This is a genomic window from Aeromicrobium sp. 636, assembly GCF_024433585.1.
In the GTDB taxonomy this organism is placed as follows: Bacteria; Actinomycetota; Actinomycetes; order Propionibacteriales; family Nocardioidaceae; genus Aeromicrobium; species Aeromicrobium senzhongii.
In genome coordinates this window covers 84,488-110,374 of the sequence record NZ_WNJU01000002.1, presented here as the reverse complement: position 1 = coordinate 110,374, position 25,887 = coordinate 84,488, and the positions used below count along the sequence as shown (strand labels likewise).

Annotated in this window: 25 protein-coding genes; 7 read left to right on the top strand and 18 right to left on the bottom strand. The window is 71.7% G+C overall.

Going from position 1 to position 25,887, the window contains the following annotated elements:
* Window positions 1-28 precede the first annotated feature (28 nt).
* Window positions 29-892 (top strand): glucose-1-phosphate thymidylyltransferase RfbA, encoded by an 864-nt coding sequence (gene rfbA / locus GL325_RS07125; RefSeq protein ID WP_187769099.1) that lies wholly within the window; start codon window positions 29-31, stop codon window positions 890-892.
* Here the strand turns inward: rfbA and GL325_RS07120 are convergent.
* The 4 genes from GL325_RS07120 to GL325_RS07105 all read right to left on the bottom strand — a co-directional run bounded on the left by GL325_RS07120 (window position 881) and on the right by GL325_RS07105 (window position 7,347).
* The gene (locus GL325_RS07120; protein WP_187769098.1) at window positions 881-2,974 is read right to left on the bottom strand and encodes a CDP-glycerol glycerophosphotransferase family protein; all 2,094 of its coding nucleotides are present in this window, start codon (window positions 2,972-2,974) and stop codon (window positions 881-883) included. The two genes, rfbA and GL325_RS07120, sit on opposite strands and share 12 nt — an antisense overlap.
* Window positions 2,975-3,050: 76 nt before the next feature.
* Window positions 3,051-3,338 (bottom strand): HNH endonuclease signature motif containing protein, encoded by a 288-nt coding sequence (locus tag GL325_RS07115; protein WP_187769532.1) that lies wholly within the window; start codon window positions 3,336-3,338, stop codon window positions 3,051-3,053.
* Window positions 3,338-5,119 carry a glycosyltransferase family 2 protein gene (locus GL325_RS07110; RefSeq protein WP_187769097.1) on the bottom strand — a complete coding sequence of 594 codons (1,782 nt, stop codon included), beginning with the start codon at window positions 5,117-5,119 and terminating at the stop codon, window positions 3,338-3,340. Before GL325_RS07110 ends, GL325_RS07115 begins: the two co-directional genes overlap by 1 nt.
* Window positions 5,116-7,347, bottom strand: a complete 2,232-nt coding sequence (locus tag GL325_RS07105) for a CDP-glycerol glycerophosphotransferase family protein (protein WP_187769096.1) — start codon at window positions 7,345-7,347, stop codon at window positions 5,116-5,118. Before GL325_RS07105 ends, GL325_RS07110 begins: the two co-directional genes overlap by 4 nt.
* Before the next feature lie 56 nt (window positions 7,348-7,403).
* On the opposite strand from GL325_RS07105, the gene GL325_RS15950 reads away from it, so the two are divergent.
* Window positions 7,404-9,107, top strand: coding sequence for a glycosyltransferase (locus GL325_RS15950; RefSeq protein ID WP_187769095.1), 1,704 nt, complete (start codon window positions 7,404-7,406; stop codon window positions 9,105-9,107).
* 3 nt (window positions 9,108-9,110) lie between these two features.
* Here GL325_RS15950 and GL325_RS07095 read toward each other — a convergent pair whose 3' ends face one another.
* The 13 genes from GL325_RS07095 to dacB all read right to left on the bottom strand — a co-directional run bounded on the left by GL325_RS07095 (window position 9,111) and on the right by dacB (window position 21,218).
* Window positions 9,111-9,239, bottom strand: a complete 129-nt coding sequence (locus GL325_RS07095; RefSeq protein ID WP_255499434.1) for a hypothetical protein — start codon at window positions 9,237-9,239, stop codon at window positions 9,111-9,113.
* 15 nt (window positions 9,240-9,254) lie between these two features.
* The gene (locus GL325_RS07090; protein WP_154596480.1) at window positions 9,255-9,749 is read right to left on the bottom strand and encodes a DUF3180 domain-containing protein; all 495 of its coding nucleotides are present in this window, start codon (window positions 9,747-9,749) and stop codon (window positions 9,255-9,257) included.
* Window positions 9,750-9,756: 7 nt separating this feature from the next.
* Window positions 9,757-10,320, bottom strand: a complete 564-nt coding sequence (folK, locus tag GL325_RS07085; RefSeq protein WP_187411572.1) for a 2-amino-4-hydroxy-6-hydroxymethyldihydropteridine diphosphokinase — start codon at window positions 10,318-10,320, stop codon at window positions 9,757-9,759.
* The gene (gene folB, locus GL325_RS07080) at window positions 10,317-10,694 is read right to left on the bottom strand and encodes a dihydroneopterin aldolase (protein ID WP_187769094.1); all 378 of its coding nucleotides are present in this window, start codon (window positions 10,692-10,694) and stop codon (window positions 10,317-10,319) included. Before folB ends, folK begins: the two co-directional genes overlap by 4 nt.
* A complete protein-coding gene (locus GL325_RS07075) occupies window positions 10,691-11,098 on the bottom strand; it encodes a nuclear transport factor 2 family protein (RefSeq protein ID WP_187411573.1) in 408 nt (135 codons plus the stop codon). The genes folB and GL325_RS07075 overlap by 4 nt, the downstream gene beginning before the upstream one ends.
* On the bottom strand, window positions 11,091-11,939 hold the full coding sequence (folP, locus tag GL325_RS07070; protein ID WP_308209235.1) for a dihydropteroate synthase: 849 nt from the start codon (window positions 11,937-11,939) through the stop codon (window positions 11,091-11,093). The genes GL325_RS07075 and folP overlap by 8 nt, the downstream gene beginning before the upstream one ends.
* Before the next feature lie 19 nt (window positions 11,940-11,958).
* The gene (gene folE, locus GL325_RS07065) at window positions 11,959-12,522 is read right to left on the bottom strand and encodes a GTP cyclohydrolase I FolE (RefSeq protein WP_187411574.1); all 564 of its coding nucleotides are present in this window, start codon (window positions 12,520-12,522) and stop codon (window positions 11,959-11,961) included.
* Window positions 12,523-12,531: 9 nt separating this feature from the next.
* Window positions 12,532-14,556, bottom strand: coding sequence for an ATP-dependent zinc metalloprotease FtsH (gene ftsH, locus GL325_RS07060; protein WP_154596478.1), 2,025 nt, complete (start codon window positions 14,554-14,556; stop codon window positions 12,532-12,534).
* 51 nt (window positions 14,557-14,607) lie between these two features.
* The gene (hpt, locus tag GL325_RS07055) at window positions 14,608-15,162 is read right to left on the bottom strand and encodes a hypoxanthine phosphoribosyltransferase (RefSeq protein WP_187411575.1); all 555 of its coding nucleotides are present in this window, start codon (window positions 15,160-15,162) and stop codon (window positions 14,608-14,610) included.
* A 130-nt stretch (window positions 15,163-15,292) separates the two neighbouring features.
* Complete coding sequence (tilS, locus tag GL325_RS07050; RefSeq protein ID WP_187769093.1) at window positions 15,293-16,240, bottom strand: tRNA lysidine(34) synthetase TilS; 948 nt, start codon at window positions 16,238-16,240, stop codon at window positions 15,293-15,295.
* Window positions 16,240-17,280 carry a zinc-dependent metalloprotease gene (locus GL325_RS07045; RefSeq protein ID WP_187769092.1) on the bottom strand — a complete coding sequence of 347 codons (1,041 nt, stop codon included), beginning with the start codon at window positions 17,278-17,280 and terminating at the stop codon, window positions 16,240-16,242. Before GL325_RS07045 ends, tilS begins: the two co-directional genes overlap by 1 nt.
* A gap of 25 nt (window positions 17,281-17,305) precedes the next feature.
* The gene (locus GL325_RS07040; RefSeq protein ID WP_187769531.1) at window positions 17,306-19,762 is read right to left on the bottom strand and encodes an RNA helicase; all 2,457 of its coding nucleotides are present in this window, start codon (window positions 19,760-19,762) and stop codon (window positions 17,306-17,308) included.
* Window positions 19,763-19,883: 121 nt separating this feature from the next.
* Window positions 19,884-21,218 carry a D-alanyl-D-alanine carboxypeptidase/D-alanyl-D-alanine-endopeptidase gene (gene dacB / locus GL325_RS07035; RefSeq protein ID WP_187769091.1) on the bottom strand — a complete coding sequence of 445 codons (1,335 nt, stop codon included), beginning with the start codon at window positions 21,216-21,218 and terminating at the stop codon, window positions 19,884-19,886.
* A gap of 95 nt (window positions 21,219-21,313) precedes the next feature.
* Here dacB and GL325_RS07030 point away from each other — a divergent pair, with 95 nt between their 5' ends.
* Window positions 21,314-21,808 (top strand): inorganic diphosphatase, encoded by a 495-nt coding sequence (locus tag GL325_RS07030; RefSeq protein WP_187769090.1) that lies wholly within the window; start codon window positions 21,314-21,316, stop codon window positions 21,806-21,808.
* A gap of 92 nt (window positions 21,809-21,900) precedes the next feature.
* On the opposite strand, the gene GL325_RS07025 is transcribed toward GL325_RS07030, so the two are convergent.
* Window positions 21,901-22,518 carry a TetR/AcrR family transcriptional regulator gene (locus GL325_RS07025; protein ID WP_255467066.1) on the bottom strand — a complete coding sequence of 206 codons (618 nt, stop codon included), beginning with the start codon at window positions 22,516-22,518 and terminating at the stop codon, window positions 21,901-21,903.
* A 91-nt stretch (window positions 22,519-22,609) separates the two neighbouring features.
* On the opposite strand from GL325_RS07025, the gene GL325_RS07020 reads away from it, so the two are divergent.
* The 4 genes from GL325_RS07020 to GL325_RS07005 are packed head-to-tail and all read left to right on the top strand — an operon-like array spanning window position 22,610 to window position 25,887.
* Window positions 22,610-23,437, top strand: a complete 828-nt coding sequence (locus GL325_RS07020; protein WP_187769089.1) for a hypothetical protein — start codon at window positions 22,610-22,612, stop codon at window positions 23,435-23,437.
* A 55-nt stretch (window positions 23,438-23,492) separates the two neighbouring features.
* Entirely contained in the window at window positions 23,493-24,512 is a 1,020-nt protein-coding gene (gene cobT / locus GL325_RS07015) for a nicotinate-nucleotide--dimethylbenzimidazole phosphoribosyltransferase (protein WP_187769088.1), read from the top strand.
* Window positions 24,509-25,288, top strand: coding sequence for an adenosylcobinamide-GDP ribazoletransferase (locus GL325_RS07010; protein ID WP_187769087.1), 780 nt, complete (start codon window positions 24,509-24,511; stop codon window positions 25,286-25,288). Before cobT ends, GL325_RS07010 begins: the two co-directional genes overlap by 4 nt.
* Complete coding sequence (locus GL325_RS07005; protein WP_154596469.1) at window positions 25,285-25,887, top strand: DNA-3-methyladenine glycosylase I; 603 nt, start codon at window positions 25,285-25,287, stop codon at window positions 25,885-25,887. The genes GL325_RS07010 and GL325_RS07005 overlap by 4 nt, the downstream gene beginning before the upstream one ends.

The window sequence follows — 25,887 nt, the reverse complement described above, 5'->3', positions numbered from 1 at the left end:
GTCCCGCCGATCGCATAGGGTGCAACCCATGCGTGGCATCATTCTGGCCGGGGGAACCGGCTCGCGACTGCACCCGATCACCCTCGGCGTCAGCAAGCAGCTCGTCCCCGTCTACGACAAGCCGATGATCTACTACCCGCTGTCGACCCTCATGGCGACGGGCATCCGGGACATCCTGATCATCACGACGCCCCACGACGCCGAGGCGTTCGAGCGTCTCCTGGGCGACGGCTCCCGCTTCGGCGTGAACCTGACATACGCCCAGCAGCCTTCGCCGGACGGCCTGGCGCAGGCGTTCATCATCGGCGCGGACCACGTCGGCGCCGAGGGCGCGGCGCTCGTCCTGGGCGACAACATCTTCTACGGGGCGGGCGTCGGCACCAGCCTGCACCGGTTCGACCACACCGTGGGCGCGGCCGTGTTCGGCTACCACGTGGCCGACCCCACGGCCTACGGCGTCGTCGAGTTCGACGAGACGGGACGGGCCATCTCCCTGGAGGAGAAGCCCGAGAAGCCACGCAGCAACTACGCGGTGCCCGGCCTGTACTTCTACGACAACTCCGTCCTCGAGCGCGCCCGCGTGCTGGAGCCGTCGGCCCGCGGCGAGCTCGAGATCACCGACCTCAACCGCACCTACCTGGACGAGGGGACGCTGCAGGTCGAGGTCCTCCCCCGCGGCACCGCGTGGCTCGACACCGGCACGTTCGACGACCTCGCCGACGCGGGCGCCTTCGTGCGCACGATCGAGAAGCGACAGGGACTCAAGGTCTCGTGCCCCGAGGAGATCGCCTGGCGCCAGGGCTGGCTGACCGACGACGAGCTGGCGACGCTCGCCCGTCCGCTGGTCAAGAGCGGCTACGGCGACTATCTCCTGGGCCTGCTAGAGGCCTGAGACGGGCCCCAGCCACGCGTCGAGCACCCGGTCGGTGGCCCCGCCGTCGTCCAACGGTGCGAACCGCTGCCGGAACGCGGTGCGGTCCGCGCCGGACGTGTCACCGTTCATCAGGACGTCGATCGCCTCGTCCGTCGAGGTGACGACGGGGCCGGGCGGCATCTCGTGCAGGTCGAGGTAGAAGCCGCGTTCGTCGCGGTACTCGGCGGCGTCGGGCACCAGCAGGATCTGCGGCCGCTCGGTGACGGCGAAGTCGAACATCACCGAGGAGTAGTCGGTCACCAGCACGTCCGCCGCCGCCAGCAGCGCCGTGATGTCGGGGTGGGCCGTCACGTCCACGACCCCCGGCGAGGCGAGCAGGCCGCGCCCCGCGGCCGCGTTGCTGTGGCTGCGGACCAGCACGGTGGCACCGGTGCGCTCGTGGACCCGGGCCGCGTCCAGGTGCGACACGAAGGCCCGCCGGCCGCGGGCGTCCCGGGCGGAGTCACGCCACGTGGGCGCGTAGAGGACGACGAGCTCGTCCCCGAGGCCGAACGCCTCGCGGGTCCGGCGTCGCACGGGCCCGTCGTCACCGTCCAGCGCGAGCGCGTCGTTGCGGGGGTAGCCCTCGACGATCGTGCGCGCCCCGGACGCCAACGCCCGGGGCAGCACCCCGGCGGCGTAGGCGTTCTGCGCCAGCAGCGCCTCCCAGGCCTTGGCCTCGCGCTCCATGGCAGCCGTGTAGCCGGCCGTCAACCGCGAGTTCTCGATGTCGTGGCCGATCCGCTTGAGCGGCGTGCCGTGCCAGGTCTGCAGGTAGCGCTGGCCCTCGCGGAACCGGACGTAGTGCGGGAACTCGGCGTTGTTGACCAAGTACCGGGCGTGCGTGAAGGCCTCGTGCCACTCGCGCGAGTGCAGCAGCACCGGGCGCACGCCCTCGGGCACGGCCACGGAGTGGTCGGTGACGATCCAGTCGACCGGGATGCCGCGCTCGACCAGGCCGCGGGCGATCGGGGCGACGCTGTCACCGGCGCCGGTGCCGCTGAAGCACATGACGACGGCGCGCTCGCGCAACGGCCCCGCGTGCTCGCGGATCTCGTCGAGCAGCAGCCGCTGGCGGCGGCGGCCGCGGTCCGCGACGGGGATCGGGTTGCGCACGACGAGCGAGACGTCCGCCTCGCCCGGCGACCATCCGCGCGCGGTGACGAACAGGTCGACGAAGTCGATCGCCCGGTCGGCCAGCGACCGGCACAGCGCCTCGGGGTCGTCGAGGTCCAGGGGCACGTCCCCCGTGACCGCGTAGCGGCCGGACGGGATCGTCGCGACGGTGCCGAATCGCTGGGCGACCGCGTCCAGGCTCAGCGGCGACGTACCGCTTCCCCACTCCTGCGTCAGGGCGGCCACCCGCAGGTCCACGCCGTCGGCCGTGAGTCGCACTCCGGCGTCCGTGGCGAGCACATCGACGGAGCGGACCCGCTCATCGAGCGCCGGGATCGTGATCTCGGTGCGACGGACCACGCCGTCGACGGTCACGGTGACGGCGAGGGTGATCGGCTCGCTGCGGTCGAGGTCGAGCCGGACCCACCAGGACGCCTCGGTCTGGTCGGCCCACCGCTCGCCACTCTCGGCGTCGGCGACCGCGTCGGGCCGCATCGTCACCTCGGGCACGACCGTGCCGCGGCTCGTGGTGGCCTCGACGGCGACCGTGTCAGCCGTCGGGTCGAAGGTGATGCCGGAGATGAACGACGTGCCCGCCACGTAGGCGGGCGACGAGCCGGCCACCTCGACCGCGACGCGGGCCACGAGATCGTGCTCCTGGGCCACGAACATCCAGTCGGGCGCGTCGACCGGCTCGCCCAGCCGGATCCGGTGGGTGCCGCGCTCGACGAGGAAGGACGGGCCGTGGACGGTGCGCGACTCGGCCAGCATGTCGACGACGTCGCGGTGGTCGATCGATGCGCTGTACAGGGCCACGCGATCGCGCACCGGCAGGTTCAGCCAGTCCTCACGGGACCAAACGGGAGCCGCCGCGGCGACCTCGGCGACGAGGGCACGCCAGCCCGGCTCGTCGAGGCGGAAGGCGGTGCGGACGCGCTTGGCCATCGCCGCAGGAGACGGCGCATCGCCGGCACTGTGCCGGCGCAACCGTTGAAGCGCTCTGCGCACGAGGTCCACGGCGTCAACCTACCGGCGCGACGACCCTCTCGCTGTTCCGGCGTCGCTCGCGAGGGAGCGCTCGGTAGCGGTGGTGACGTTGCCACGCGTGACCCTCGCGCCGTCTGAACCCGACCACGTTCTCGACCCGATCGAGCCGGAGTTGCCAGCCCTGATCGTGCACCTCACGGTGGTGTCGGGAGCAGAGCAGGACACCGTCGTCGACGGTGGTCGGGCCGCCCCGGGACCACGGCGTGACGTGGTGACTCTCACACCAGCCGGGCGGTCGGTCGCGGCCCAACAGGACAAGCATCACGTCGAAGGAGATCCCTCGGCCGCGTGGTCGCGCTGCCACCAGACGGTCAGTTGCTCGCGCGGGACCTTCGGCTGGACGACGACCTTGAGTCGGCGCGGGCCGGCGAGCGCCAGGTAGCCCTGGCGGTCCTCCAGCTCGAAGTCCCACGGCAGCCGCAGAGCCAGCGCCTGGTCGACCAGGCCGGGCACCTCGTGCTCACCGAGCTCGGCGGGGATCTCGACGTCCGCCGGGTCCGTCAGCTCGCCCTTCCACAGCACGACGTCGCGCCGGTCGAGCAGCCACGGCTCCTCACCCGAGAGCGTCGGACCGCCGGCGTCCTGCCGGATCGCAGCCGAGCCCAACGGGTCGATCCGCGTCGCCACCGCGCGCTGGGTGCGGCCGTGGTGCGTGACCTCCACGACGAGCTCGGACACGTCGACGTCGTCGGGGTCCGGCAACGCGAGCGAGAGGTCCCAGACGCTGTCCTCGTTGCTGCGACGCGTGGTGCGCACCCGGTGCCCGATGAACTCGTCGGCCGGGGTCACCGTGAACTCGCGCTCCCAGCCGGTGATGTCGCGCAGCCACGCGCGGCACGTCGGCCGGTCGCCGTCGACGTGACGCAGCCAGGCCGCGACGGTCAGGCGCAGGCCGGACTCGTCGAGGTACGCCCGCAGGACCGTCGCATCGAGGGGAGTCTGTCGTTCGGACAGGACCCGAGCCTCATCGGGGACGTCGGGATCGCCGGCGAACGGGAACACCAGCGCCGGCTGCCCGCCGACGTCGTCCGATCGCAGGGACGGCAGGTCGAAGCCGCCCCTCTCGACGAACGTCGCGACGTCGGAGGACCTCCCGGCTCGCAGCAGCGCGTAGACGACCCGGGCCTCGGCCGGCGACTGCGACAGGTCGAGGTCGGGCTCCGCGAGCAGGTCGAGCGCGCCGCGGAACAGTCGCTCGCGATAGCCGTCGTCCGTGACCTTCGCGAGGGTGCGCAGGTACCGCGGCACGTCGTTCGACAGCACCTGCGACGCCCGCACCGCCCGGGCGCCGGGGACGGCCGCTAGCGCGTCGAGGCTCAGCGCGATCGCGTCGAAGAAGGCGCCGATCGACCGCTCGGTGGCCTCGCGGGTGATCGAGCCGGGGCGGATGCGCCACAGGTAGGTCGGGAACGGCACGAGGTCGATCCGGTCCGCCGCCGCGAAGGCTCGCGCCGTGACCTCCTGGTCCTCGTAGAGGACGCCGGGACGGAACTCGAGCGCGGCGCGATCCCAGAAGGAGCGGCGGTAGACCTTCGACCAAGCCGTCGCCTGGGCCAACACCTCGGGGTTCTCGTGGGCCGTGACCGTCCGCGCCTGCGGCTCGTAGAGGTCGGCGACCCAGGGCGGCGCGGGGCTAGGGGCGTCCACGTCACGGAACTGCGCGTACGGCAGGAGCGCGTAGTCCGAGCCGCTGCGCTCGAGCATCTCGACCGCAGTGGAGAGCCCTTCGGCGGACACCACGTCGTCGGAGTCGACGAACGTCAGGTAGGGCGCCGTGGCGTGCTCGATGCCGGTCATCCGCGCGGCGCTCAAGCCGCCGTTCGGGCGGGTCACGACCGTCACCCGAGCATCGCGGCGGGCGTACTTCCGGGCGATCTTCGCACTGGCGTCAGGCGAGCCGTCGTCGACCACGATCACCTCGAAGGGCGCCTGCGACTGCTCGAGGATCGAGTCCAGGCACTCCGCCAAGTACTCCTCGACGTTGTGGACCGGCACGATGACGCTGAGCAGCGGCTGGGGAGCCGCCCGCTTGAACAGCCTCACGCGTCCCACCCGAGCAGGCCGTCGACGACCCGCTCGGCGGCGTGCCCGTCGTGGAACCGGTTGAACCGCTCGTTGAAGGCGGCGTAGGCGTCGGCGTGCTCGGCCGCCCACGAGGTGTCACGGACGAGCCCCGCCAACTCACCGGAGTCACGCACGACCGGACCGGGCGCCGACTCCTCGAACGGGAACAGGAAGCCGCGTAGCTCGTTCTCGTACTTCTCGAGGTCAGGGACGAAGAAGATCATCGGCTTGCCGGTGATCGCGAAGTCGAACCGCAGCGACGTGTAGTCGAAGATGGCGAGGTCGGCAGCCAGCACGAGGTCGTTGATCTCAGGATGGTCGGTGACGTCGACGACGCCTCCTCCGCTGCCGTGGCGCTGGTCGGACCGGGCGACGGAGTGGTGACTGCGCTGCAGCACGACCACGTCGTCACCGAGCTGCTCGGCCAGGGCCTTGACGTCGAGGAGGCCGGGGTCCGCCGAGGTGTTGTCGCCGCGCGACAGGTCCTCACGCCACGTGGTGGCGTGCAGGACGGCCGTCTGGTCGTCACGGATGCCCAACAGGCGCCGCGTCCTGCGGCGCACCTCGGCGGCGTCGTCGGCCAGCAGCGAGTCGGTGCGAGGCAGTCCGTGATCGAACGCCGGACCGTCCCAGTCGTAGGCCTCACGGTAGAACTCGGCAGCCTCGGGATACGGCAGGCAGATGACGTCCCAGTAGGCCGAGCGACGTGTGGTGGCCTCGTACTCGGCGCGCCACGGCGCCATCCGCCGCACGAAGTCGGGCCGGCCCATGCGCTTGAACGGCTGACCGTGGAACGTCTGCAGGTACACCTGGCCCGGACGCAGCCGCGTGTACGCGCCCACCTCGGTGTTCTTGACGAGGAACTTCGAGGTCGCCAGCGCCGAGTACCACTCGCGCGTTCCGGCGATGACGCGCTTGGCGCCCTCGGGCAGGGCGACGGAGTGGTCGACGGTGCCCCAGTAGAGCCGCAGCCGCGGGTCGCGACGGCGCAGCTCGCGGTGGATCGCGGCCTGGCTGTCGGTGGCGACCTCGGCCCAGTAGCACTGGAACATCGCCGCACGCGCGTCGACGGGGGCCTCGAGGGCCTCGTACGCCTCGCGCAGGTAGCGCTGGCCGTACATCGTGTTCTCGTCGGGCAGCCGCGGCTTGATCAGCCGCAGCCCGTCGTGCGTGGTGTGTCCCACGAGCGGACCGTCGGCGAGGTCGGCGGGCCAGTCGACCAGCTCCGCGGCCAGCGGCACCGGCTGCCCGTCCGCGATCACGGCATAGTCCCCCACCGGGAGCGGAAGCAGGCCCCGGCCCCAGCGGTCGGCGGTGCCCGGGAAGACGGCGCGGAAGCTGGAGCCCAGCCGGCTGAACTCGTCGGCCGTCACCGTGACGGACGCCGACTCCAGCGTCGGCGCGGTGGTGAGACCCCGTCCGCGCACCACGATCGTGCCGCGCTCGAGGTCGATGCCGTCGATGGCCGGGCCGATCGGGTCGGCGGGCACGACGAGGTCGAGGCGGCCGCCGGCGGTGCGTCCCGCGAGGCGCACCTCGACCTCGAGGTCGAGCGCCTGCTCGGGGCCCATCCTCGAGAGCGGCAGCTCGATCGCCCAGGTGCTGCGGTCGTACGTCTCGCGCCACATCGCGGCGCCGCCGCGGTGCCCCGAGGTCTCGCCGATCCACTCCGCCCGCACCCCGGGCGTGACGACGACCAGCTCGGGCACGGCACCGTCGGCGTCGATGTGCGCGAAACCGGCACGGACGACCGCCTCGAAGCGGTCGTCGACCACGCGCGCCCGGACGACCTCGCCGGCGAAGCGCGTCTCGGAGGTGGCCAGCACGAAGGTCTCGCGCGGGATCGACGGATCGTCCCAGCCCGGCAGGTGCACGACCGGCTCGCCCTCGTGGAGTCCGGCGGCGAACTGGCGCACGTCGAGCAGGCCGTGGTCGAGCGCGGCGTGGAGGGCATCCAGGTCGTCGTTCTCGAGATGGTGCAGGGCGACCTTCGCCCAGGACGGGACCCGACGCACCAGCGCGGCACGGTCGACGCCGTCCAGCCATTCGGGCAGTCGCTCGCGCAGCTGCGCCTCGACGCTGCCGTCGAGGTCCTTGGGGAGCTTGCGGACCAGCGCAGGGAACTCGCGGGCGAGGACGTCGAGGGGCTTCGCCGGACCCGTCGCCAGGTCCCGCACCCGCCGCGTGAGCGACCGCAGCTTGCCCATGTCACCTACGCCTTCGCCGATCATCCCGGACGGCGTCGATGCTATACGCTCGCCGCGTGTCGCCATCTGCTGCAGCACCGGGCGAGCCGGCCACACCCTTCCCCGCCGGCGCCTGGTTCTCCGTCGTCGGGAACGTCCGGCTCGGTGCGGGCGGCCAGACCCGCATGGTCCTGCTCCGCCACCGGCTGTTCGTCGCCGCGGGGCTCGACTTCCCGATCCTGACCTACAACCCGGTCCCGTCCTACGATCCGATCCGGGCCGGCCTGCTGGCCGAAGGGCTGCTGTTGCCGCAGAGCAGATTGGTCAACCTCCACGAGGACCTGCGCGAGCGGGACCTGACCGCGCTCCCCTCCGTCGAGGCCCCGCCCGTCCCCGTGCCCGACCGGACGCAGGACGACGTCGAGGACGGTTACCCGTGGCGGCGCCGTCACCTCCGCGACGACGGCACCGAGACCACCTGGGAGTACCTGCGACCCGACGGGACGACGTACGCCTTCACCCCGGCGGACGACATGGCCGGCGACACCCGCGTGCTCGACCGCGACGGGCGCGTCGTGCTGGCCGGCGACGGGCTCGGCGACCTGTGGCGCTGGTGGACCCGCCAGGTCGTCCCCACGGACGGGCCGGTGTTCCTGGTCAGCGACAGCCGGTTCGTCGCCGAGGAGCTGGGGCTGCTCGACGATCCTCGAATCGTCCTGATGCACCAGATGCACAACCCCCACCTGCGCGGCGAACGCCGTTGGGACTCGCCGCTCGAGCCGTCGTACGCGTCCTCCCTGGCTCACGTGGACCGGTTCGACGCCCTGAACACCCTGACCGAACGCCAGCGGCACGACCTGCGGCTGCGCTTCGGCGACCTGCCCCAGTTCCACGTCGTGGCCAATCCCGTGGAGGCCGTCGAGCCGCCCACGCCCCCACCGGCGCGGGTGCCCGGACGGATCGTCGTGATCGCCCGGCTGCACCCCCAGAAGCAGCTGGACCGCGCCATCGACGCCTTCGCCCTCGTCGCGCCACGTCACCCCACCGCGACGCTGGAGATCTACGGCGACGGCGACGAGGAGCAGAGGCTGCGCGACCGCGCCGCCGAGCGTGGCGTCGCCGACCGCGTGGTCTTCCACGGACATGTCCCGGACGCGGCGGACCGGCTGTGGGAGGCCGACCTCGCCTGGCTGACCAGCCGCTTCGAGGGCTACGGCCTGTTCATCCTCGAGGCGCGCATGCGCGAGTGTCCGGTCCTGGCGTTCGACGTGCCCTACGGCCCTGCCGAGCAGATCGAGTCGGGCGTCGACGGGGTGCTGGTGCCGGCGGGAGACGCTGCACGCCTGGCGCACGCGACGCTCGATCTGCTGGCCGACCGCGAACGTCTCGAGTCGATGCGCGGCCGCGCTCGCGCCGGGGCGATCGCCCACGGCCACGAGTCCTTCCTGGCGGACTGGGCACAGGTCGCGCGCGAGGCACTCGACCGCAAGCCGACGCGCGTACGTCTGGACGACGTCCGCGTCGACCTCCGTGGGCGTGAGGCCCGCGTCCACGTCGCGGGCACCGGAGACCTCGCCGATGTCCGACTGCGCTGGCAGGCGTGGCAGCCCGGCGACGCCGGCCCGACCGATCTGACCACCTCGCTGGACCGCGACGGCACGACGTTCACGGTGCGCGCCGACCGGGCGCCCCGCGGCGCTCGCGAGCGGCTGCTGCTGACGTGGCAGAACGCCTCGTGGCAGCAGGACGTGCCCCAGCGCCGCTGGTGGCAGCGCCGCTGAGACCTACTCGGGCCGGTCGAAGACCTGGCGAGTCAGAGCCTGCACGTCACGGTCGAGGTGATCGAGCCCCATCATGACGACGGGTGGACGACGATGCCAGACCTCGCTGACACCCACCGCAGTGAGCGTCACGGATGGATACCGCGTTCAGGCAGGCGAGGGATCGGCGTCGGAGGAGCTGGCCTTCTCCTCGTCGTCGTCCGACGGAAGCTGACAGGTCCACTCGAGGACGAGGGCAGCGATGAGCAGCAGCAGGGCGGCGCCGGCCGCGGCGGCCGAGCGCCAGAGCCTCATCTCGCCCATCTCGGTGGACGAGCCCAGGTAGGCCAGCGCGTACCCGGCGTAGCCGCCGGTGAACACGCCGCCGACCATCACGGCGGCCTTGGCCAGCGCCAACAACCGGATGCCGTGCTCGGCGGCGAACCAGCGCTGCCGGCGGTGCAGGTTCTGCCAGGTCCCCCAGGCCAGCGCACCGATCGCGATGGCCCCGCAGAGCATCACGATCGCGGCCGCCCAGCCGGGGACCGGCGGCGACGCGCCGTCGAACCGGACGATGAGGGGCGGCAGCAGTCGACCGACGATCAGACCCGCCGCGATCAACGCGACGACGTAGAGCGGTGAACTGCGCCGAACCTGTCTCATCGCCGGGTCACAAGATGATCTCGACGTCCTCGCGCTTGGTCACCCCGGAGGCGTCGACGCCGGAGATCAGGTCCGCGACGAATCCGTGTCCGGGGATCTCGCCCTCGGGGTCGATCTCGAGCCACGGAACGAGGACGAAGGCGCGCTCGTGGGCGCGCGGGTGCGGCAGCGTCAGGGAGTCGTCCTGGGCCACGCGGTCGCCGACGACGATGATGTCGACGTCGAGGGTGCGCGGGGCACCCGGCTCGCTGCGCTCACGCTCGAACGCGTCCTCGATCGCCATGGCGCGGTCGAGCAGCGTGTGCACGGTCAGCGTGGTGTCGATGAGCACGACGGCGTTGAGGAACGGGCGCGAGCCCTCAGGAGCCTCGACGGGCTCGGTCTCGTAGACCGAGGAGATCGCCACGACGGTGACCTCCGGAGTGTCCTCCAGTGCGGAGACCGCACCCTGCAGGCGGCCGGCACGGTCGCCGAGGTTCGAACCGATCGACAGCACGGCCTGACGAATGGGGCGCATGCCTCCGGTCATCGTGTCCGCGTCGAGTTCGTACGGGGTGGGTGCTTCGGTCACAGCTTGCTCCGCTCCATCGTCACGGTGACATCGGTGAATGCCACCTCGATCGGCGCCTCGGGCTTGTGCACCGTCACGCTGGCCCAGCGGACGGGCTCATGGCCCAGACATACGCTCACTATACGGAGGGCCAATGTCTCGATCAGGTCGACGGGGTCCCCCGTGATGATCGCGTGCACCTGCTCGGCCAACTCGCCGTAGTGCACGGTCCGGGACAGGTCCCCGGTCGTCGCCGCGGGCTCCAGGTCGACCGACAGCACGATGTCGACGACGAAGGTCTGGCCGTCCCTGCGCTCGTGGTCGAAAACGCCGTGGTACCCCACGGCCGACAGGCCCCGCAGCTCGATGCGGTCGCCGGGGTGCTGGTCGCTCATACGTCCTCCGGATCGATCAACGGCGAGGCGTGCCGCGCCCAGAACCGCCATCGTGCCCCATCGCGCACGAGGATGCTCGTCGCCACGGCGCGACCGCCGTTGAAGGACTCGACCGACCCGCCGTCGGACAGGATGTTCTCGGTGCACACGACGATCGCCGTGGTCGGGTCGTTCGCCGGCAGCAGCGAGACCTCGACATCGGTCAGGAAGAACTGGATGTACCCGACCCCGGCCATCAACACGGTCCAGGAGCGCAGGATGGGCGCGGTGCCCTTCAGCGGCGGGGCGCCGGGGTGCACGCAGGTCGTGCCCGCATCGTCCACCCACAGCGCGGCCATGAGGTCGACGTCACCGGTCTCGACCGCGTCGTAGAAGGCCCGGTGGGCGGCCAGGACGTCACTCACCGGAGCGCTCCTGGCGCAGCCGCGCGACGACGCGCACGGCGTCCGCGCTGCGCCGGGGGTCGTGCACCCGCACGCCCCACGCCCCCGCCAGGGCCGAGAGGGTGCTGATCGCCGTCGTGGCGTCCTCGCGCTCGTCCACCGGGCGCGGTCCCACCTCGTCGGCCAGCAGCGCCCCCAGGAACCCCTTGCGGCTCGCGGCGACCAACAGCGGCCGGTCCAGGCTCGTGAACCGGTCGAGGTGCGCCAGCAGGGTCCAGTTCTGGTCGCCCGTCTTGCTGAAGCCCAGGCCCGGGTCGAGCACGATCCGCTCGGGGTCGACGCCCGCGTCGCACACCGCGTCGAACTGCTCCCACAACTCCGTCAGCACGTCCTCGACCACGTCGCGGTACTCGGTGTGCTGCTGCATCTGCTGGGAATGGGCCCGCCAGTGCATCACGACGAACGGGACCTCGGCGCGCGCGACGAGCGGGACCATCGCCGGGTCGGCGCGGCCGCCGGAGACGTCGTTGACCAGGACGGCGCCGGCCTCGATGGCCTGCTCGGCCGTCTCGGCCCACATGGTGTCGACCGAGACCAGGACGCCCGCGTCGGCCAGGCGGCGCACCACCGGGACGACACGACGCAGCTCCTCCTCGCGGTCGACCGGCAGGGCCCCGGGACGCGTGGACTCGCCCCCCACGTCGACCAGGTCGGCACCGTGACGGACCAGCTCGAAGCCGCGCTCGGCGGCGGCGCCGGGGTCGAACCAGCGACCGCCGTCGGAGAAGGAGTCGGGCGTGACGTTGACGACGCCCATGACGACGCACCGGTCCTGCGCCAGGCCGGGCAGCGGCAGCGTCACCACGAGAGGCCCCGGGTGCTCACTTGGAGATGAGCTGCATCGCCTCGGCCCGGGTCGCCGGGTCGAGCAGCTGGCCACGGACGGCACTGGTGATCGTGCGGGCGCCGGCCTTGGACACCCCGCGCATCGTCATGCACAGGTGCTCGGCCTCGATGACCACGATGACGCCCTGCGGCTGGAGCACCTCGACCATCGCCTCGGCGATCTGCGTCGTCAGGCGCTCCTGCACCTGCAGCCGGCGCGCGTACACGTCGACGAGGCGGGCCAGCTTCGACAGGCCGGTGACGTGCCCCGTCTCGCCGGGGATGTAGCCGACGTGGGCGACGCCGAAGAACGGGACCATGTGGTGTTCGCACATGCTCCACACCTCGATGTCGCGGACCAGCACGAGCTCGCGGTGGCCGACCTCGAAGACCGCGGAGAGCACCTCGCGGGCGTCCTGGTCGTAGCCGCCGAGCAGCTCGGCGTAGGACCGCGCGACCCGCGCCGGCGTGTCCTGCAGACCGTCGCGGTCGGGGTCCTCACCGATGGCCGCGAGCAGCTCGCGAACGGCCGCCTCGGCACGGGGATGATCGACGGACACGTGCCCTCCTCAGGCGGTCGGGGACTCGCCCGACAGGGGCTGGTCCGGTGACGGCGCGTCCGAGCCGGAGTCCGGACCCACCACGATGCCCTCCTCGGAGCCGGTGGAGTCGGAGGCGGCGCCGTTGCGGTGCGGCACGGTGATCGGAGGCTGCGACGACGGGCGACGCGTCTCCGAGCCGGTCCAGGCCGGGCGGACGTCGCGGCGGTTCAGGGCCTCGAAGATCCGAGCGACCTCGGCCTTGTCGAGGGTCTCCTTCTCCATCAGCTCCAGCACCAGCTGGTCGAGCACGTGGCGGTTCTCGACGAGGATGTCGAAGGCCTCCTGGTGGGCGTGCTTGATGAGCCCGGAGATCTCGTCGTCGATCGCGGCTGCGACGTCCTCGGAGTAGTTGCGCGAGTGGCCGATGTCGCGGCCGAGGAACGGCTGGCCGTTGTCCTCGCCGAACCGGACGGCGCCGATGCGCTCGCTCATGCCGTACTGGGTGACCATCGCGCGGGCCAGGTTGGTGGCCTTCTCGATGTCGTTGCCCGCGCCCGTGGTCGGGTCGTGGAAGACCAGCTCCTCGGCGGCGCGGCCACCGAGCATGTACGCCAGCTTGTCGAGCAGCTCGGCCCGGGTCTGGCTGTACTTGTCCTCGTCGGGCAGGACCATCGTGTAGCCCAGCGCCCGGCCGCGCGGCAGGATCGTGATCTTGTGCACGGGGTCGCTCTGCGGCAGCGCCGCGGCGACGAGCGCGTGGCCACCCTCGTGGTAGGCCGTGACCAGTCGCTCGTGCTCATTCATGAGGCGCGAGCGCTTCTGCGGTCCGGAGATGACGCGGTCGATCGCCTCGTCGAGGGCGGCGTCGTCGATCGTCGTGGCGGAGTTGCGCGCGGTCAGCAGCGCTGCCTCGTTCAACACGTTGGCCAGGTCGGCGCCGCTGAATCCGGGGGTGCGGCGGGCGACGGCCTCGAGGTCGACGTCCGGATCGATCGGCTTGCCGCGGGCGTGGACCTTGAGGATCTGGGTGCGGCCGGCCAGGTCGGGCGCCTCGACGGCGATCTGGCGGTCGAAGCGGCCCGGGCGCAGCAGCGCCGGGTCGAGGACGTCGGGACGGTTCGTCGCGGCGATCAAGATGACGCCGCCGCGGACGTCGAAGCCGTCCATCTCGACGAGCAGCTGGTTCAGGGTCTGCTCGCGCTCGTCGTGTCCGCCGCCCATGCCGGTGCCGCGGTGACGGCCGACGGCGTCGATCTCGTCGATGAAGACGATCGCGGGGGCGTTCTCCTTGGCCTGCTCGAACAGGTCACGGACGCGGCTGGCGCCGACGCCGACGAACATCTCGACGAAGTCCGAGCCCGAGATCGAGTAGAACGGGACGCCCGCCTCGCCGGCGACGGCGCGCGCGAGCAGGGTCTTGCCGGTGCCGGGAGGACCGTAGAGCAGGACGCCCTTGGGGATCTTGGCGCCGACGGCCTGGAACTTGGCCGGCTCCTGGAGGAACTCCTTGATCTCGCCGAGCTCCTCGATCGCCTCGTCACAGCCGGCGACGTCGGCGAACGTGGTCTGCGGGGTGTCCTTGGTCATGAGCTTCGCCTTGGACTTGGCGAACTGCATGACCCGGCCGCCCCCGCCCTGCATCGAGTTCATCAGCCACAGGAAGATCAGGATGAAGATGACGAACGGCAGGAAGCTCAGCAGCACCGAGAGCAGCGTGTTCTTCGGCGGCATCTTGACGTTGTAGGCGTTCATCTTGTCGTCGTCGACGAGCTTCTGGGCCTTCGCGACGAGCTGCGCGCCCTGCTCCTGACCGAGCCAGGTGGCCTTGACCTTCTTGTCCCCGTCGCCCTTGAGGGTCGCGCGGACCTCCTGGTCGCCGTCGACGAAGGTGACGTCCTTGACCTTGGCGTCGTCGAAGTAGCCGACCATCGTGGCGGTCTTGACCTCGCGGTACCCGTCGGCCGAACCGGAGAAGGACAGCACACCGATGACCACGGCCGCGATGAGGATGATCCACAGCCACGGGCCCTTGAACAGGCTCTTGAAGTTCATGCCGCCTCGTCGTTCATGCAGTTCGGATTCCGTCCGGTTCTGTTCCTGGGGTCAGGAATACACGTGCTCAGCCAGTGTGCCGATACTGCGCAAATTGCGGTACTTCTCGTCGTAGTCCAAGCCGTATCCGACGACGAACGCGTTCGGGATGTCGAAGCCGACGTACTTGACGTCGACGGGCATCTCCAGCGCCTCCGGCTTGCGCAGCAGCGTGGCGATCTCGACCGACGCCGGGCCGCGCGACTTCAGGTTGGCCACGAGCCACGAGAGGGTCAGGCCGGTGTCGATGATGTCCTCGACGATCAGCACGTGGCGACCGTCCAGGTCGGTGTCGAGGTCCTTGAGGATCCGCACGACGCCCGAGGACTTGGTGCCCGCGTAGGAGGAGACGGCCATCCAGTCGATCTCGACATGGCGGTCCAGCTCACGGGAGAGGTCGGCCATGACCATGACCGCACCCTTCAGCACGCCCACGAGCAGCAGGTCGCGCCCCTCGTAGTCGGCCTCGATCTGGCGAGCCATCTCGGCCAGTCGGGTCTGGATCTGCTCTTCCGAGAAGAGCGGCTGGGTCAGGTCGAGGTCGGCTTCGACGCGCTCGGTGTCCACGGTGCCAGCGTGCCACAGCGCACCATTTCGCACGGCAGCCGGTCGCGAATCGCTGGCGGCTCCGCCGCTGCGGATGTGGAGCGGTACCCACCCGATTCGGGGCGCCGAGGCCACTTTGAGGTGCGTAGCGCTACAGATCTCGGGGCACGAAGTGCACGCGGTCGCCGTTCCTGACCGCCGTGACTCCCCCGGGCAGTTCGATGCGCTTGCCTCCTGCCGACTGCATCAGCGCGTCGAGAGCCACGGTGTGGGCGTGGGAGAGCTCGCCGGGCGAGGCGCCCGCGTCGATGGCGAGACGGCGCCAGATGCGCAGTCGGACCGGGGTGTCGAGGTCGGCGAACGTCCAGAGGTCCTCGACCTCGCCCGACTCCGGCATCGCCCGGATCGCGAGGCCATCGACCGCGTCGGCGTCCATACGGACCAGGTCGGCCGTGCGCGCGAGGGCCTCGGCCACTCCCCCGCCGAGCACGTCCTCCATGAGCGGCAGCAGCTCACGTCGCACCCGCACGCGGCGGAAGGCCGGGTCCTCGTTGTGCGGGTCGTCCCACCAGTCGAGGTCGTGCAGGACGCAGATCCGCTCCGTCTCGGCCCGGCGCAGCGACAGGAAGGGCCGGCACAGCTGTCCGTTGGTCGGTCGCATGCCCTGGATGGCTCGCGGTCCGGAGCCGCGACCGAGACCGAGCAGGACCGTCTCGGCCTGGTCGTCGAGGGTGTGAGCGAGCAGGATCGGCGTGTCGTCGCCCGCCTCGTCGAGCAGGGCGCGGTAACGAGCGGACCGCGCCGCGTCCTCCGGGCCGGTGCCCAGGTCGCGCACCTCGATCGCGCGGACCGAGGCGGGCAGGCCGAGACGCTCGCACTGCTCCACCGCGCGGGCGGCCACCTCAGCCGAGCCGGCCTGCAGGCCGTGGTCGACCACGACGGCGCGCGCCTCGAACCCACGGCGCCGCACGAAGAACGACACGGCCGCGGCCAGCGCGAGCGAGTCGGCCCCGCCCGAGACCGCGACGATCGCGCCGGGCGCCAGGTACGGCTCGACCAGGTTCCGGGCCCGCGCGACCAGCGGGTCGAGCCGGCTCATCAGCCGTGGACGCGGGCGACCCACGACTTCGGGTCGATGATCTCGGCGCGGGTGGGCAGGTGCGCCGGGTCGGCCCAGACGGCGTCGAAGCCGTCCTTGCCGACCTGGTCCATGACGCGGCGCACGAAGGAGGCACCGTCGCTGTACTGACGCATCTTCGCCTCGTAGCCCAGGAGCCGGCGCACGACCTTCTGCAGGGCCGAACCGGAGCCCCGGCGCTTGGTGAACTTGCGGCGGATCTCGGCGACGCTCGGGACGACCTCGGGGCCGATGTCGTCCATGACGACGTCGGCATGACCCTCGAGCAACGACATCAGCCCGGTGAGGCCGTCGACGACCTCGCGCTGCTGCTCGTTCTGGAACAGGTCGGACAGGGACTTGTCGGACTCGCCACGGACGATGCGCACCAGCTCGGGCAGCGCCTCGGAGACCACGTCGGTGACGGCGCCACCACTCACATCGGTGGCGTCCATCAGCTGCTCGACCTTGCTCATCATGTGGTCGCGCATCCACGGCACCGCGGTGAACTGCGCCCGATGGGTCTCCTCGTGCAGGCACACCCACCGGCGGAAGTCCGACGGGTCGACGTCCAGCTCGCGCTCGACGTGGACGATGTTCGGCGCCACCAGCAGCAGGCGGCCGGGCCCGTGCTCCCCCTCGGCGAACGGATCGAACTGACCGAGCACCTTGCCGCCCAGGAACGCCACGATCGCGCCCAGCTCGACGCCGGCGACGCGGCCTCCGACGGCGCGCGGCAGTCCGGTGGGCAGCTTGCCGGCCTCCGCGAGCTTCTGGTCGAGCGGCGACATCAGCAGCCGGAACGTCGCCAGGTTGGCCTCGGCCCAGCGCGGCCGGTCGACCACGAGCACGGGCGTGGGGTACCTGGGCACGAGCCCGGTGAACTCGCGCACGGGTCCCTCGGCGACGAGCGAGGCCTCGCGCAGCTCGGCGACGACCTCACCGACCTCCGCCTGGCTGAGCTCAGGTCCCGGACGCATCAGACGCCGGGAGGTGGACAGCGCGACGTTCCAGTCGATCATGGCGCCCAACCTACGACCTGGGACCTCAGCGCGGGCTGACGGACAGCACCCGGACGACCGGCTCGCCGGCCTCGTCCGAGGCATCGAGGTCGACCTCGGCCGAGATGCCCCAGTCGCGGTCCTTCTCGGGGTCGTCGAAGACCTGACGGACCTTCCACACGCGCGAGGTCTCGTCCTCGACCATGAACAGCTCGGGTCCGCGGGCCGCGGGCCCGGTGCCGAGCTCGTCGTACTCCTCGCGGTACTCGGCGATCGCCTCGCGCCAGGCCTGCGCGTCCCAGCCCGACTCGGCGTCGAGCTCGCCCAGCGCGGTCCAGCGGCCGAACGCGGCCAGCTCGACCCGTCGGAACATCGCGTTGCGGACCAGCACCCGGAACGCGCGGGCGTTGGCCGTGAGCGGTCGCGGGGTGTCGGCACCGGTCGCCTGGGCGCGGACCTCGGCAGGGTCCTGCCCGGGAGCGATGAGCTCCTCCCACTCGTCGAGCAGGCTGGAGTCGACCTGTCGCACCAGCTCGCCGAGCCACTCGGTCAGGTCGGTCAGCTCGTCGTTGCGCACCGCCTGGGGCACCGTGCGGACGAGGGTCTTGTAGACGTCCGAGAGGTAGCGCAGGACGAGGCCCTCGGTGCGCGCCAGCTGGTAGTCCGAGACGAGCTCGGAGAACGTCATCGCCCGCTCCCACATCTCGCGCACGACCGACTTGGGACGCAGCTCGTGGTCGGCGACCCACGGGTGGCCGTTGCGGTACATCTCGTAGGCCGCGTTCAGCAGCTCCTCGAGCGGCTTGGGGTGCTCGACGTCCTCGAGCAGCTCCATGCGCTCGTCGTACTCGATGCCGTCCATCTTCATCTCGGCCACGGCCTCGCCGCGCGCCCGGAAGCGCTGGGCGTTGATGATCGGGCGGGGATCGTCGAGCGTCGCCTCGACGACCGAGACGACGTCGAGCGCGTACGTGGGCGACTCGCGGTCGAGCAGGTCGAAGGCCGCCACCGCGAAGGGCGACAACGGCTGGTTCAGCGCGAAGTTCGCCTGCAGGTCGACCGTCAGGCGCAGGGTGCGGCCCTGCTCGTCGGGCGGGTCGAGCTGCTCGACGACCTCACCGGCGACGAGCGCCTCGATGATGTTGTCGACCTGCTCGAGCAGCCGGTCCTGGGACTCGGGCGTCTCGCCGCTCTCGCGAATGAGGTGCTCGAGAGCCGCGCGGGCGTCGCCGGGGCGGGTGATGACGTCGAGCACCATCGCGTGGCTGACCTTCATCCGCGAGACGAGCGGCTCGGGCGTGCCGTTCACGAGCCGCTCGAACGTGCCGTGGCCCCACGACACGAAGCCCTCCGGCGGCTTCTTGCGCTGGATCCGCTTGAGCTTCTTCGGGTCGTCGCCGGCCTTGCGCACGAGCCGGGCGTTCTCGACCTCGTGGTCGGGCGCCTCGACCACGACGTGGCCCACCGTGTCGTAGCCGGCCCGGCCTGCGCGGCCGGCGATCTGCTGGAACTCGCGCACCTGCAGGTGCCGCTGGCGGGTGCCGTCGTACTTGGACAGACCGCTGAACAGCACCGTGCGGATCGGCACGTTGATGCCGACCCCGAGGGTGTCGGTGCCACACACGACCTTGAGCAGGCCCCGTTGCGTCAGCGTCTCGACGAGGCGGCGGTACCGCGGCAGCATGCCGGCGTGGTGCACGCCGATGCCCATGCGGATCAGCCGCGAGAGCGTCTTGCCGAACGCCGAGGTGAAGCGGAAGTCGCCCAGCGCCTCGGCGATCGCGTCGCGCTCGGCCCGCGTGGCGACCTTGGCGCTGGTCAGCGCCTGGGCGCGCTCCAACGCGGCGGCCTGCGAGAAGTGCACGACGTAGACCGGGGTCTGATGGGTCTCGACGAGCTGCTCGAGGGTCTCGTGGATGGGCGTCGTGACGTACTCGCTGACCAGCGGCACCGGCCGCTCGACCGAGGTCACCGCGACGGTCTCGCGACCCGTCCGGCGGGCGAGGTCCGCCTCCAGCTTCGTCGTGTCGCCGAGGGTGGCAGACATCAGCAGGAACTGGGCACGGGGCAGCTCGATCAGCGGCACCTGCCAGGCCCAGCCTCGGTCGGGGTCGGCGTAGTAGTGGAACTCGTCCATGACGACCGTCGCGATGTCGGCGGCCGCGCCCTCGCGCAACGCCATGTTCGCCAGGATCTCGGCCGTCGCGGCGATGATCGGGGCGTCGGCGTTGACCGCTGCGTCGCCCGTGACCATGCCGACGTTCTCGGCGCCGAAGATCTCGCACAGGTCGAAGAACTTCTCGCTGACGAGGGCCTTGATCGGCGCGGTGTAGACACTGCAGCCGCCGCGCGCCAGCGTGGCGCCCATCGCCGCGGTCGCGACCAGGCTCTTGCCCGAGCCCGTCGGGGTCGCGAGGACCACGTTGGAGCCGGAGACGCACTCGAGGATCGCCTCGTCCTGGGCGGGATACAGCGTCAGGCCGCGGTCCTCGACCCAGCCCATGATCGCCTCGTGGATGACGTCGACGTCGTCAGTCGGCTCCGGGGGAAGCAGGTCGACCAGTCGTGATGCCACCCGTGCAGCCTAGGCGCCGCGCCCTCGACGGCCTGCGGCGACGGGCTTCCTAGGCCCCACAGGCACAGTCGGCCATCGCGGCCACGACCCGGTCGAGGGCCGCCTGGGTGACGAACGGGTTCACGCCCTCGGTGTCGTCGGACATCAGCGCGAACGCGACCGGCCGGCCGCCCGACAGCGTCACCACCCCCGCCAGCGCATGAACACCCGTGAGGGTCCCGGTCTTGGCCCGGACCAGACCTCGCGCCTGTCCCGACTGCACGTAGCGATCCTCGAGCGTGCCGCTGAACCCGCCGACCGGCAGTCCGCTGAGGATCGACCCGAGCCGAGGCGTCTCGGAGACCTCGGCCATCGTCTCGGCCAGCGTCCGCGCGGAGATGCGGTTCTTGCGCGACAGTCCGCTGCCGTCGTTGATCACGAGGCCGGCCGTGTCCACGCCGGCATCGGCGAGGACCTGCGCGACGACCGCGGCGCCCCCGGCGAAGGAGCCGGGCTCGCCCGCCTTGATCGCCGCCTGGCGCAGGAGCACCTCGGCGACCTCGTTGTCGGAGTCGGCGAGGAACTGCTCGACGATCCGCGACAGCGGCGCGCTGCGCACGGTGGCGATCGTCGTGCCCGAGGCCTCGGTCTGCGTCGGCGTGCCCGTGACCTCGACGCCTCGCGCCTGCAGCAGCTCGGCGAACCGGCGGGCGGCGTCGGCGGCCGGATCGGTCGAGCGCCCGGCACCCACACGCCCGCGATCGACCCACAGCGGGCTGACCGGCGCGACGACGCCGCCGACGTAGCCCTCCTCCCACGCGGGGCTGACCGCCGGGCCCACGAAGAGGGAGACGTCGTAGCCGAGCGTGACCGGCCCGCGACCCACCTGCTTGGCGGTGGCGGCGGCGAGGGTCGCGAGGTCGGCCCGCTCGACCGAGGAGCCCTTCGACTTCGTGTCCGTCAGGTACGGGTCGCCGCCACCCACGAGGACGAGGCGCTGCCCGTCGCGCACGACCGTGGTCTCGAACCGGGCGTCCGGCCCCCACTCCTGCAGTACCGCCACCGCGGTCAGCAGCTTCGTGGTGGAGGCGGGGATCTGCGCACCCTCGGCGTCGTCGATCAGCACGGCGCCGTCGCGGACGTCGACGGCCACGAGGCTCGTCCGACCGCCCAGCGCCTCGGACTGCAGCGGTCCGGCGACGGCCGCGGCCAGGGCACCCGCGTCGATCGGGCCCGAGCCGACGGTCGCCGCCTCGTCGGGGTCGGGCGACTGCGTGGCCAGACCTTCCGGCGGTGTCACGTATTGCGGGGCGCACGGCCCGTCGCACAAGATGGGGTTCAGGTCACCGCGTACGTAGAGCGCCGCGATCGACGCGAGGGTGACCAGCACGAGCAACGGCAGCACCCATGCGGCAGGCGTTCTTCGCCCCCTGCGGGCGCCACGGGCTGTCACGTGCGTCAGACTATGTGACAGCCATTCCCAGCCAAGCCGGAGGAACCGTGTTTTTCGACGTCACCGTGGAGATCCCCAAGGGCGAGCGCAACAAGTACGAGCTCGACCACAAGACGCACCGCATCCGGCTGGACCGCACGCTGTTCACGTCGATGCAGTACCCGGCCGACTACGGCTTCATCGACAACACCCTCGGCAACGACGGCGACCCGCTCGACGCGCTCGTCATCCTGCCCTTCCCGACGTTCCCCGGCTGCGTCATCGAGTGCCGTGCGATCGGCATGTTCAAGATGACCGACGAGGCCGGCGGCGACGACAAGATCCTGTGCGTCCCCGCGGGCGATCCGCGCCACGAGCACCTGCAGGACGTCGGCGACGTGTCCGACTTCGATCTCGGTGAGATCCAGCACTTCTTCGAGACCTACAAGGACCTCGAGCCCGGCAAGTCCGTCGAGGAAGGCTCCGAGTGGGTCGGCCGCGAAGAGGCCGAGGCCGAGATCCACGCCAGCTTCAAGCGCTTCGAGGACAACGGCGGCTACTGAGCCACGCCCCGTTCCCGCGCGAGATCTGCTCCGGGTTCTACCTTTCGGGAGTCTTGAAAGGTAGAACCCGGAGCAATTCTCGGGGCAGGCGGCTATTCGCCGTCGCGCGCCTCGCGCCGGGGGCGGACCAGTCCGGCCAGCACGACCCCGAAGACGTCCGGGTCGACCTTCGGGTCGAGCGCGCGCAGACCGCCGAGGCCGGCGCCCAGCGCCAGCAGCGCCGTGGCGACGTGCTCGACGGGGATCGTCGTCTCGAGGTCGGCCTCCTCGATCGTGGCCGAGATCAGCTGGCCGATCAGCCGGCGGATCTCGCGGTGACGCTTGACCAGCTCGGAGGCGACCCACGGGTTGTGCCGCGCGACCGCCGCGAACTCGACCTCCAGGGCCGTCCACTGCGGCTCGCCCAAGCCCGTCCGCGACCACTCGACGAAGCTCTTCAGCCGCGAGTCGAGGGACGTGTCCTCGGAGAACACCGCCTGCACGAGGCGGATCTTCTCGGCATGGATGGTGTCGAGCACCGCCATGCAGAGCTCTTCCTTGCCGGCGAAGTTGGAGTAGACGGCTCCCTTGGAGAAGCCCGCCTCGACGGCGACCTTGTCCAATGAGGTTCCGGCATAGCCGACGGCGAGGAACATCTGCGCCGCGACCTCGATCAGGCGTTCGCGCGTCTGTCGCTGACGCTCGGCCCGGCTCACCTTCGTTTCCGACACGATCGGCTCCTCTTCTCGCATACCGATGGTATCTGAGTTCGGGGGACAGTCTCCACCCTTCGGCGATTTCGCGCGCGGCTAGGGTCGGGCCATGACTTCACGGGCGATGTGGAATGCGATCGAGACCCTGCACGCGGGCGTCTACTTCGCGCCGGACTCCAAGGCCCGGTACGAGGCGGCCGGGCTCAAGGGCTACTGGATGGGCTACTTCGCCAGCCGTTCGGCCGCACTCGGCACGCCCGGGCCGGCCCTGGTGGTCGCCACGTTCCACGGCTTCGCTCCGCGACTGGTCGAGCGAGCCGTGCCCGACGCGTGGCGCCTGGCCGACCGCGATCAGGTGCTCGAGGCCCGGTACGCCCTGGCCCGCGGCCTGCTCGACCCCATCAGCCACGGTGCCGCCGCCCTCGCGCCCCGGGTCCGGGCCGTGCTGAACGGCGTCGACTGGGCCGGCAAGCCGCTCGCGGCCGCCCACGCCGACCTGCCCGTCTCGGACGATCCGGTCGTCGACTTCTGGCAGGCGGTGACCGCCCTGCGCGAGTACCGCGGCGACTGCCATCTCGCGGTCCTCACGGCAGCCGGGCTCGACGGTGCCGCGGCCAACGCCCTGGCCTCGGGCACCGGGTGGGCGTGGTTCGCCGACCAGCGCACGATGCGCGGCTGGACCGAGCAGGAGTGGGCGCAGGCCATAGCCGGCCTGGTCACGCGGGGCTGGCTGAACGCCGACGGCACCGGCACCGAGACCGGCATCGCCGCGCGCGCCCAGTTGGAGGACGCCACCGACCGCGTCGTGGCGGCCGGCCTCGACCGCGAGGCGACGTCGCGACTGGTGACCCTCGAGGCAGAGCTGGTCGCCCTGGCGGACGACTGGGCCGCGGCGCACCCCGCCCTCGCGCCCAGCCGCACCGCTCACGCGCGCTGAGCCAGGCGTGGGCCCCACACCCCGGGATCCACGAGCGGCGCGGGACACTGGGCGCATGATCACGCCACCCTCCCCGACCGCTCGGGACGCTGCTCGTGACCGCCTCGCCGGCCTCGCCATCCCGGCCGGCGCCCTGGGCCGACTCGGGGAGGTCGCCGTGTGGTGGTCCTCGGTGCGCGGCGAGACGACGCCCGCTCCCCCGTCGCACGTGCGAGCCGTCGTGTTCGCGGGCGACCACGGTGTCGCCTCCCACGGGGTCTCGGCCTACCCGGCGGCCATCACCGGCGCGATGGTGCGCGCATTCGTGAGCGGCGTCGCCGGGGTCTCGGTGCTGGCCCGCCAGCACGACGTGACGCTGCGCGTGCTGGACCTGGGCGTCGACGGCGACTTCCCCGACCTCGATCCCGCCCTCGGCGAGTTCAAGGTGCGTCGCGGGACCGAGCCGATCCACCTCGCCGACGCGATGACCGCGGACGAGACCCGCCGGGCCATCGACGCCGGCCGTCGGATCGCCGAGCAGGAGATCGCGGCCGGCGCCGACCTGCTGATCGGCGGCGACATGGGTATCGGCAACACGACCCCCGCCGTCGCGCTGATCGCCGCGGCCCTGGGCCTCCCGGCCGACGAGGTCGTCGGACGCGGCACCGGCATCGACGACGCCGGACTCGCGCTGAAGACGGACGTCGTCGCGACGGCGCTGAAGCGAGCCGGCGACCGGGTGTCCGATCCCGTCGAGTTGCTGACCGCGCTCGGCAGCCCCGACCTCGCCGCGCACGCGGCCTTCATCGCGGCCGCCGCCGAGGCAGGCGTGCCGGTGCTGTTGGACGGCGTGATCTCCGTGGCCGCCGCAACGGTGGCCGAGCGGCTCAGCCCTGGTGCCGCGGCCTGGATGGCCGCGGGCCACCGGTCGACCGAAAAGGCGCAGTGGCGCGCCCTCGAGGCCCTCGGCCACTCGCCGCTGGTCGACGTCGACATGCGCCTGGGCGAGGGCTCGGGCGCCGTGGCCGCTGTTCCCCTCCTGCGCTCGGCCGCGCTCCTGCTGTCCCAGATGGCTCTCCTGGACGAGTTGATGTGAGCCGGTTCTCCGACGCCGTCCGCCTCTCCGCGGGCACGTTCAGCGCCGTCCCGGTCCCGGCGCCGCGTCGCGTCGACCGCGAGACGGCCGGCATCGCCGTCGCGATCGCTCCCCTCGCGGTGCTGCCGGTGGGCGTGTTCGTCGCTCTCGTGGCGTGGGGCGCGCGCGAGCTGGGACTGGAGCCGGTCGTCGTCGGAGCACTCGCCATCGGCGCGGGCGCCTGGGCCACGCGCGGGTTCCACCTGGACGGACTGGCGGACACGGCGGACGCGCTGGCGTCCTCCTACGACCGTGATCGAGCCCTGACGGTCGCCCGCACCGGCGACGTCGGACCGGCCGGCGCGGCCACCCTCGTCCTCGTCCTGCTCGTCCAGGCCGCCTCGGCTGGCTTCGTCGCCGCGTGCTGGCCGTGGGGACCTGCGGCGGTCGGCGTCCTGTGGTGCCTCGCGCGCGCCGGCGCCACGGTGGGCCTGCGCCGGGGCGTCCCTGCGGCCCGTCAGGACGGCATGGGCGCCACCTTCGCCGGCAGCGTGCACCCGCTGGTCCTCGTCGTCGTCTGGCTGCTCGTCGCCGCGATCGCCGTGGCGACCACCGGCCTCACGGCTGCCCCCATGGCACAAGGGCTGGTCACCGCCGCGGTGACGCTGGTGGCCGTCTTCGCCGTCGTGACCCACGTCGTCCGCCGCCTCGGCGGCATCATCGGCGACGCCGTGGGCGCGAGCGTCGAGATCGCCCTCGTGGTCCTGCTGGTCGGGTTCTCGGCGGTCGTCGGATGACCTTCATCGGACCGGACGGCGCACCGCGCTGCGACTGGGCCGGCGGCGCGCCCGGATTCGTCGAGTACCACGACACCGAGTGGGGCTTCCCGGTCGACGACGACGTGCGGCTGTTCGAGAAGTTCTGCCTCGAGGGCTTCCAGTCCGGGCTGTCGTGGCGCACCATCTTGGACAAGCGCGAGAACTTCCGCGCCGCGTTCGCCGGGTTCGACCTCGAGACGGTCGCCGGCTACGACGAGTCCGACGTCGCCGGTCTGCTGCAGGACGCGGGCATCGTCCGCCACCGGGGCAAGATCGAGGCCACGATCAACAACGCCGCCCGCGCCCTGGAGCTGATCGAGACCGAGGGCTCGCTGGCGGCGTACGTCTGGCGGCACGAGCCGGACCCCGCCGAGGTGCCCGTGCCCCAGTCGCTGACCACCTCGCCGACGGCCATCGCGATGTCGAAGGACCTCAAGAAGCGCGGCTGGAAGTTCGTCGGCCCCACGACGGTCTTCTCGTTCATGGAGGCCATGGGGCTGATCAACGACCACACCCACGACTGCGTCGTCCGGGCGCGGGTCGACGCCGCCCGCGACGCCTTCGTGCGCCCGTCCTGA

Bases quoted from the DNA above. Each gene is read 5' to 3' on its own strand.
- rfbA (WP_187769099.1), top strand. From the start codon at position 29: ATGCGTGGCATCATTCTGGCCGGGGGAACCGGCTCGCGACTGCACCCG.
- GL325_RS07120 (WP_187769098.1), bottom strand. From the start codon at position 2,974: ATGGCCAAGCGCGTCCGCACCGCCTTCCGCCTCGACGAGCCGGGCTGG.
- GL325_RS07115 (WP_187769532.1), bottom strand. From the start codon at position 3,338: ATGCTTGTCCTGTTGGGCCGCGACCGACCGCCCGGCTGGTGTGAGAGT.
- GL325_RS07105 (WP_187769096.1), bottom strand. From the start codon at position 7,347: ATGGGCAAGCTGCGGTCGCTCACGCGGCGGGTGCGGGACCTGGCGACG.
- GL325_RS07090 (WP_154596480.1), bottom strand. From the start codon at position 9,749: ATGAGACAGGTTCGGCGCAGTTCACCGCTCTACGTCGTCGCGTTGATC.
- folB (WP_187769094.1), bottom strand. From the start codon at position 10,694: ATGAGCGACCAGCACCCCGGCGACCGCATCGAGCTGCGGGGCCTGTCG.
- ftsH (WP_154596478.1), bottom strand. From the start codon at position 14,556: ATGAACTTCAAGAGCCTGTTCAAGGGCCCGTGGCTGTGGATCATCCTC.
- tilS (WP_187769093.1), bottom strand. From the start codon at position 16,240: ATGAGCCGGCTCGACCCGCTGGTCGCGCGGGCCCGGAACCTGGTCGAG.
- GL325_RS07045 (WP_187769092.1), bottom strand. From the start codon at position 17,280: ATGATCGACTGGAACGTCGCGCTGTCCACCTCCCGGCGTCTGATGCGT.
- GL325_RS07040 (WP_187769531.1), bottom strand. From the start codon at position 19,762: ATGGGCTGGGTCGAGGACCGCGGCCTGACGCTGTATCCCGCCCAGGAC.
- GL325_RS07020 (WP_187769089.1), top strand. From the start codon at position 22,610: ATGACTTCACGGGCGATGTGGAATGCGATCGAGACCCTGCACGCGGGC.
- cobT (WP_187769088.1), top strand. From the start codon at position 23,493: ATGATCACGCCACCCTCCCCGACCGCTCGGGACGCTGCTCGTGACCGC.
- GL325_RS07005 (WP_154596469.1), top strand. From the start codon at position 25,285: ATGACCTTCATCGGACCGGACGGCGCACCGCGCTGCGACTGGGCCGGC.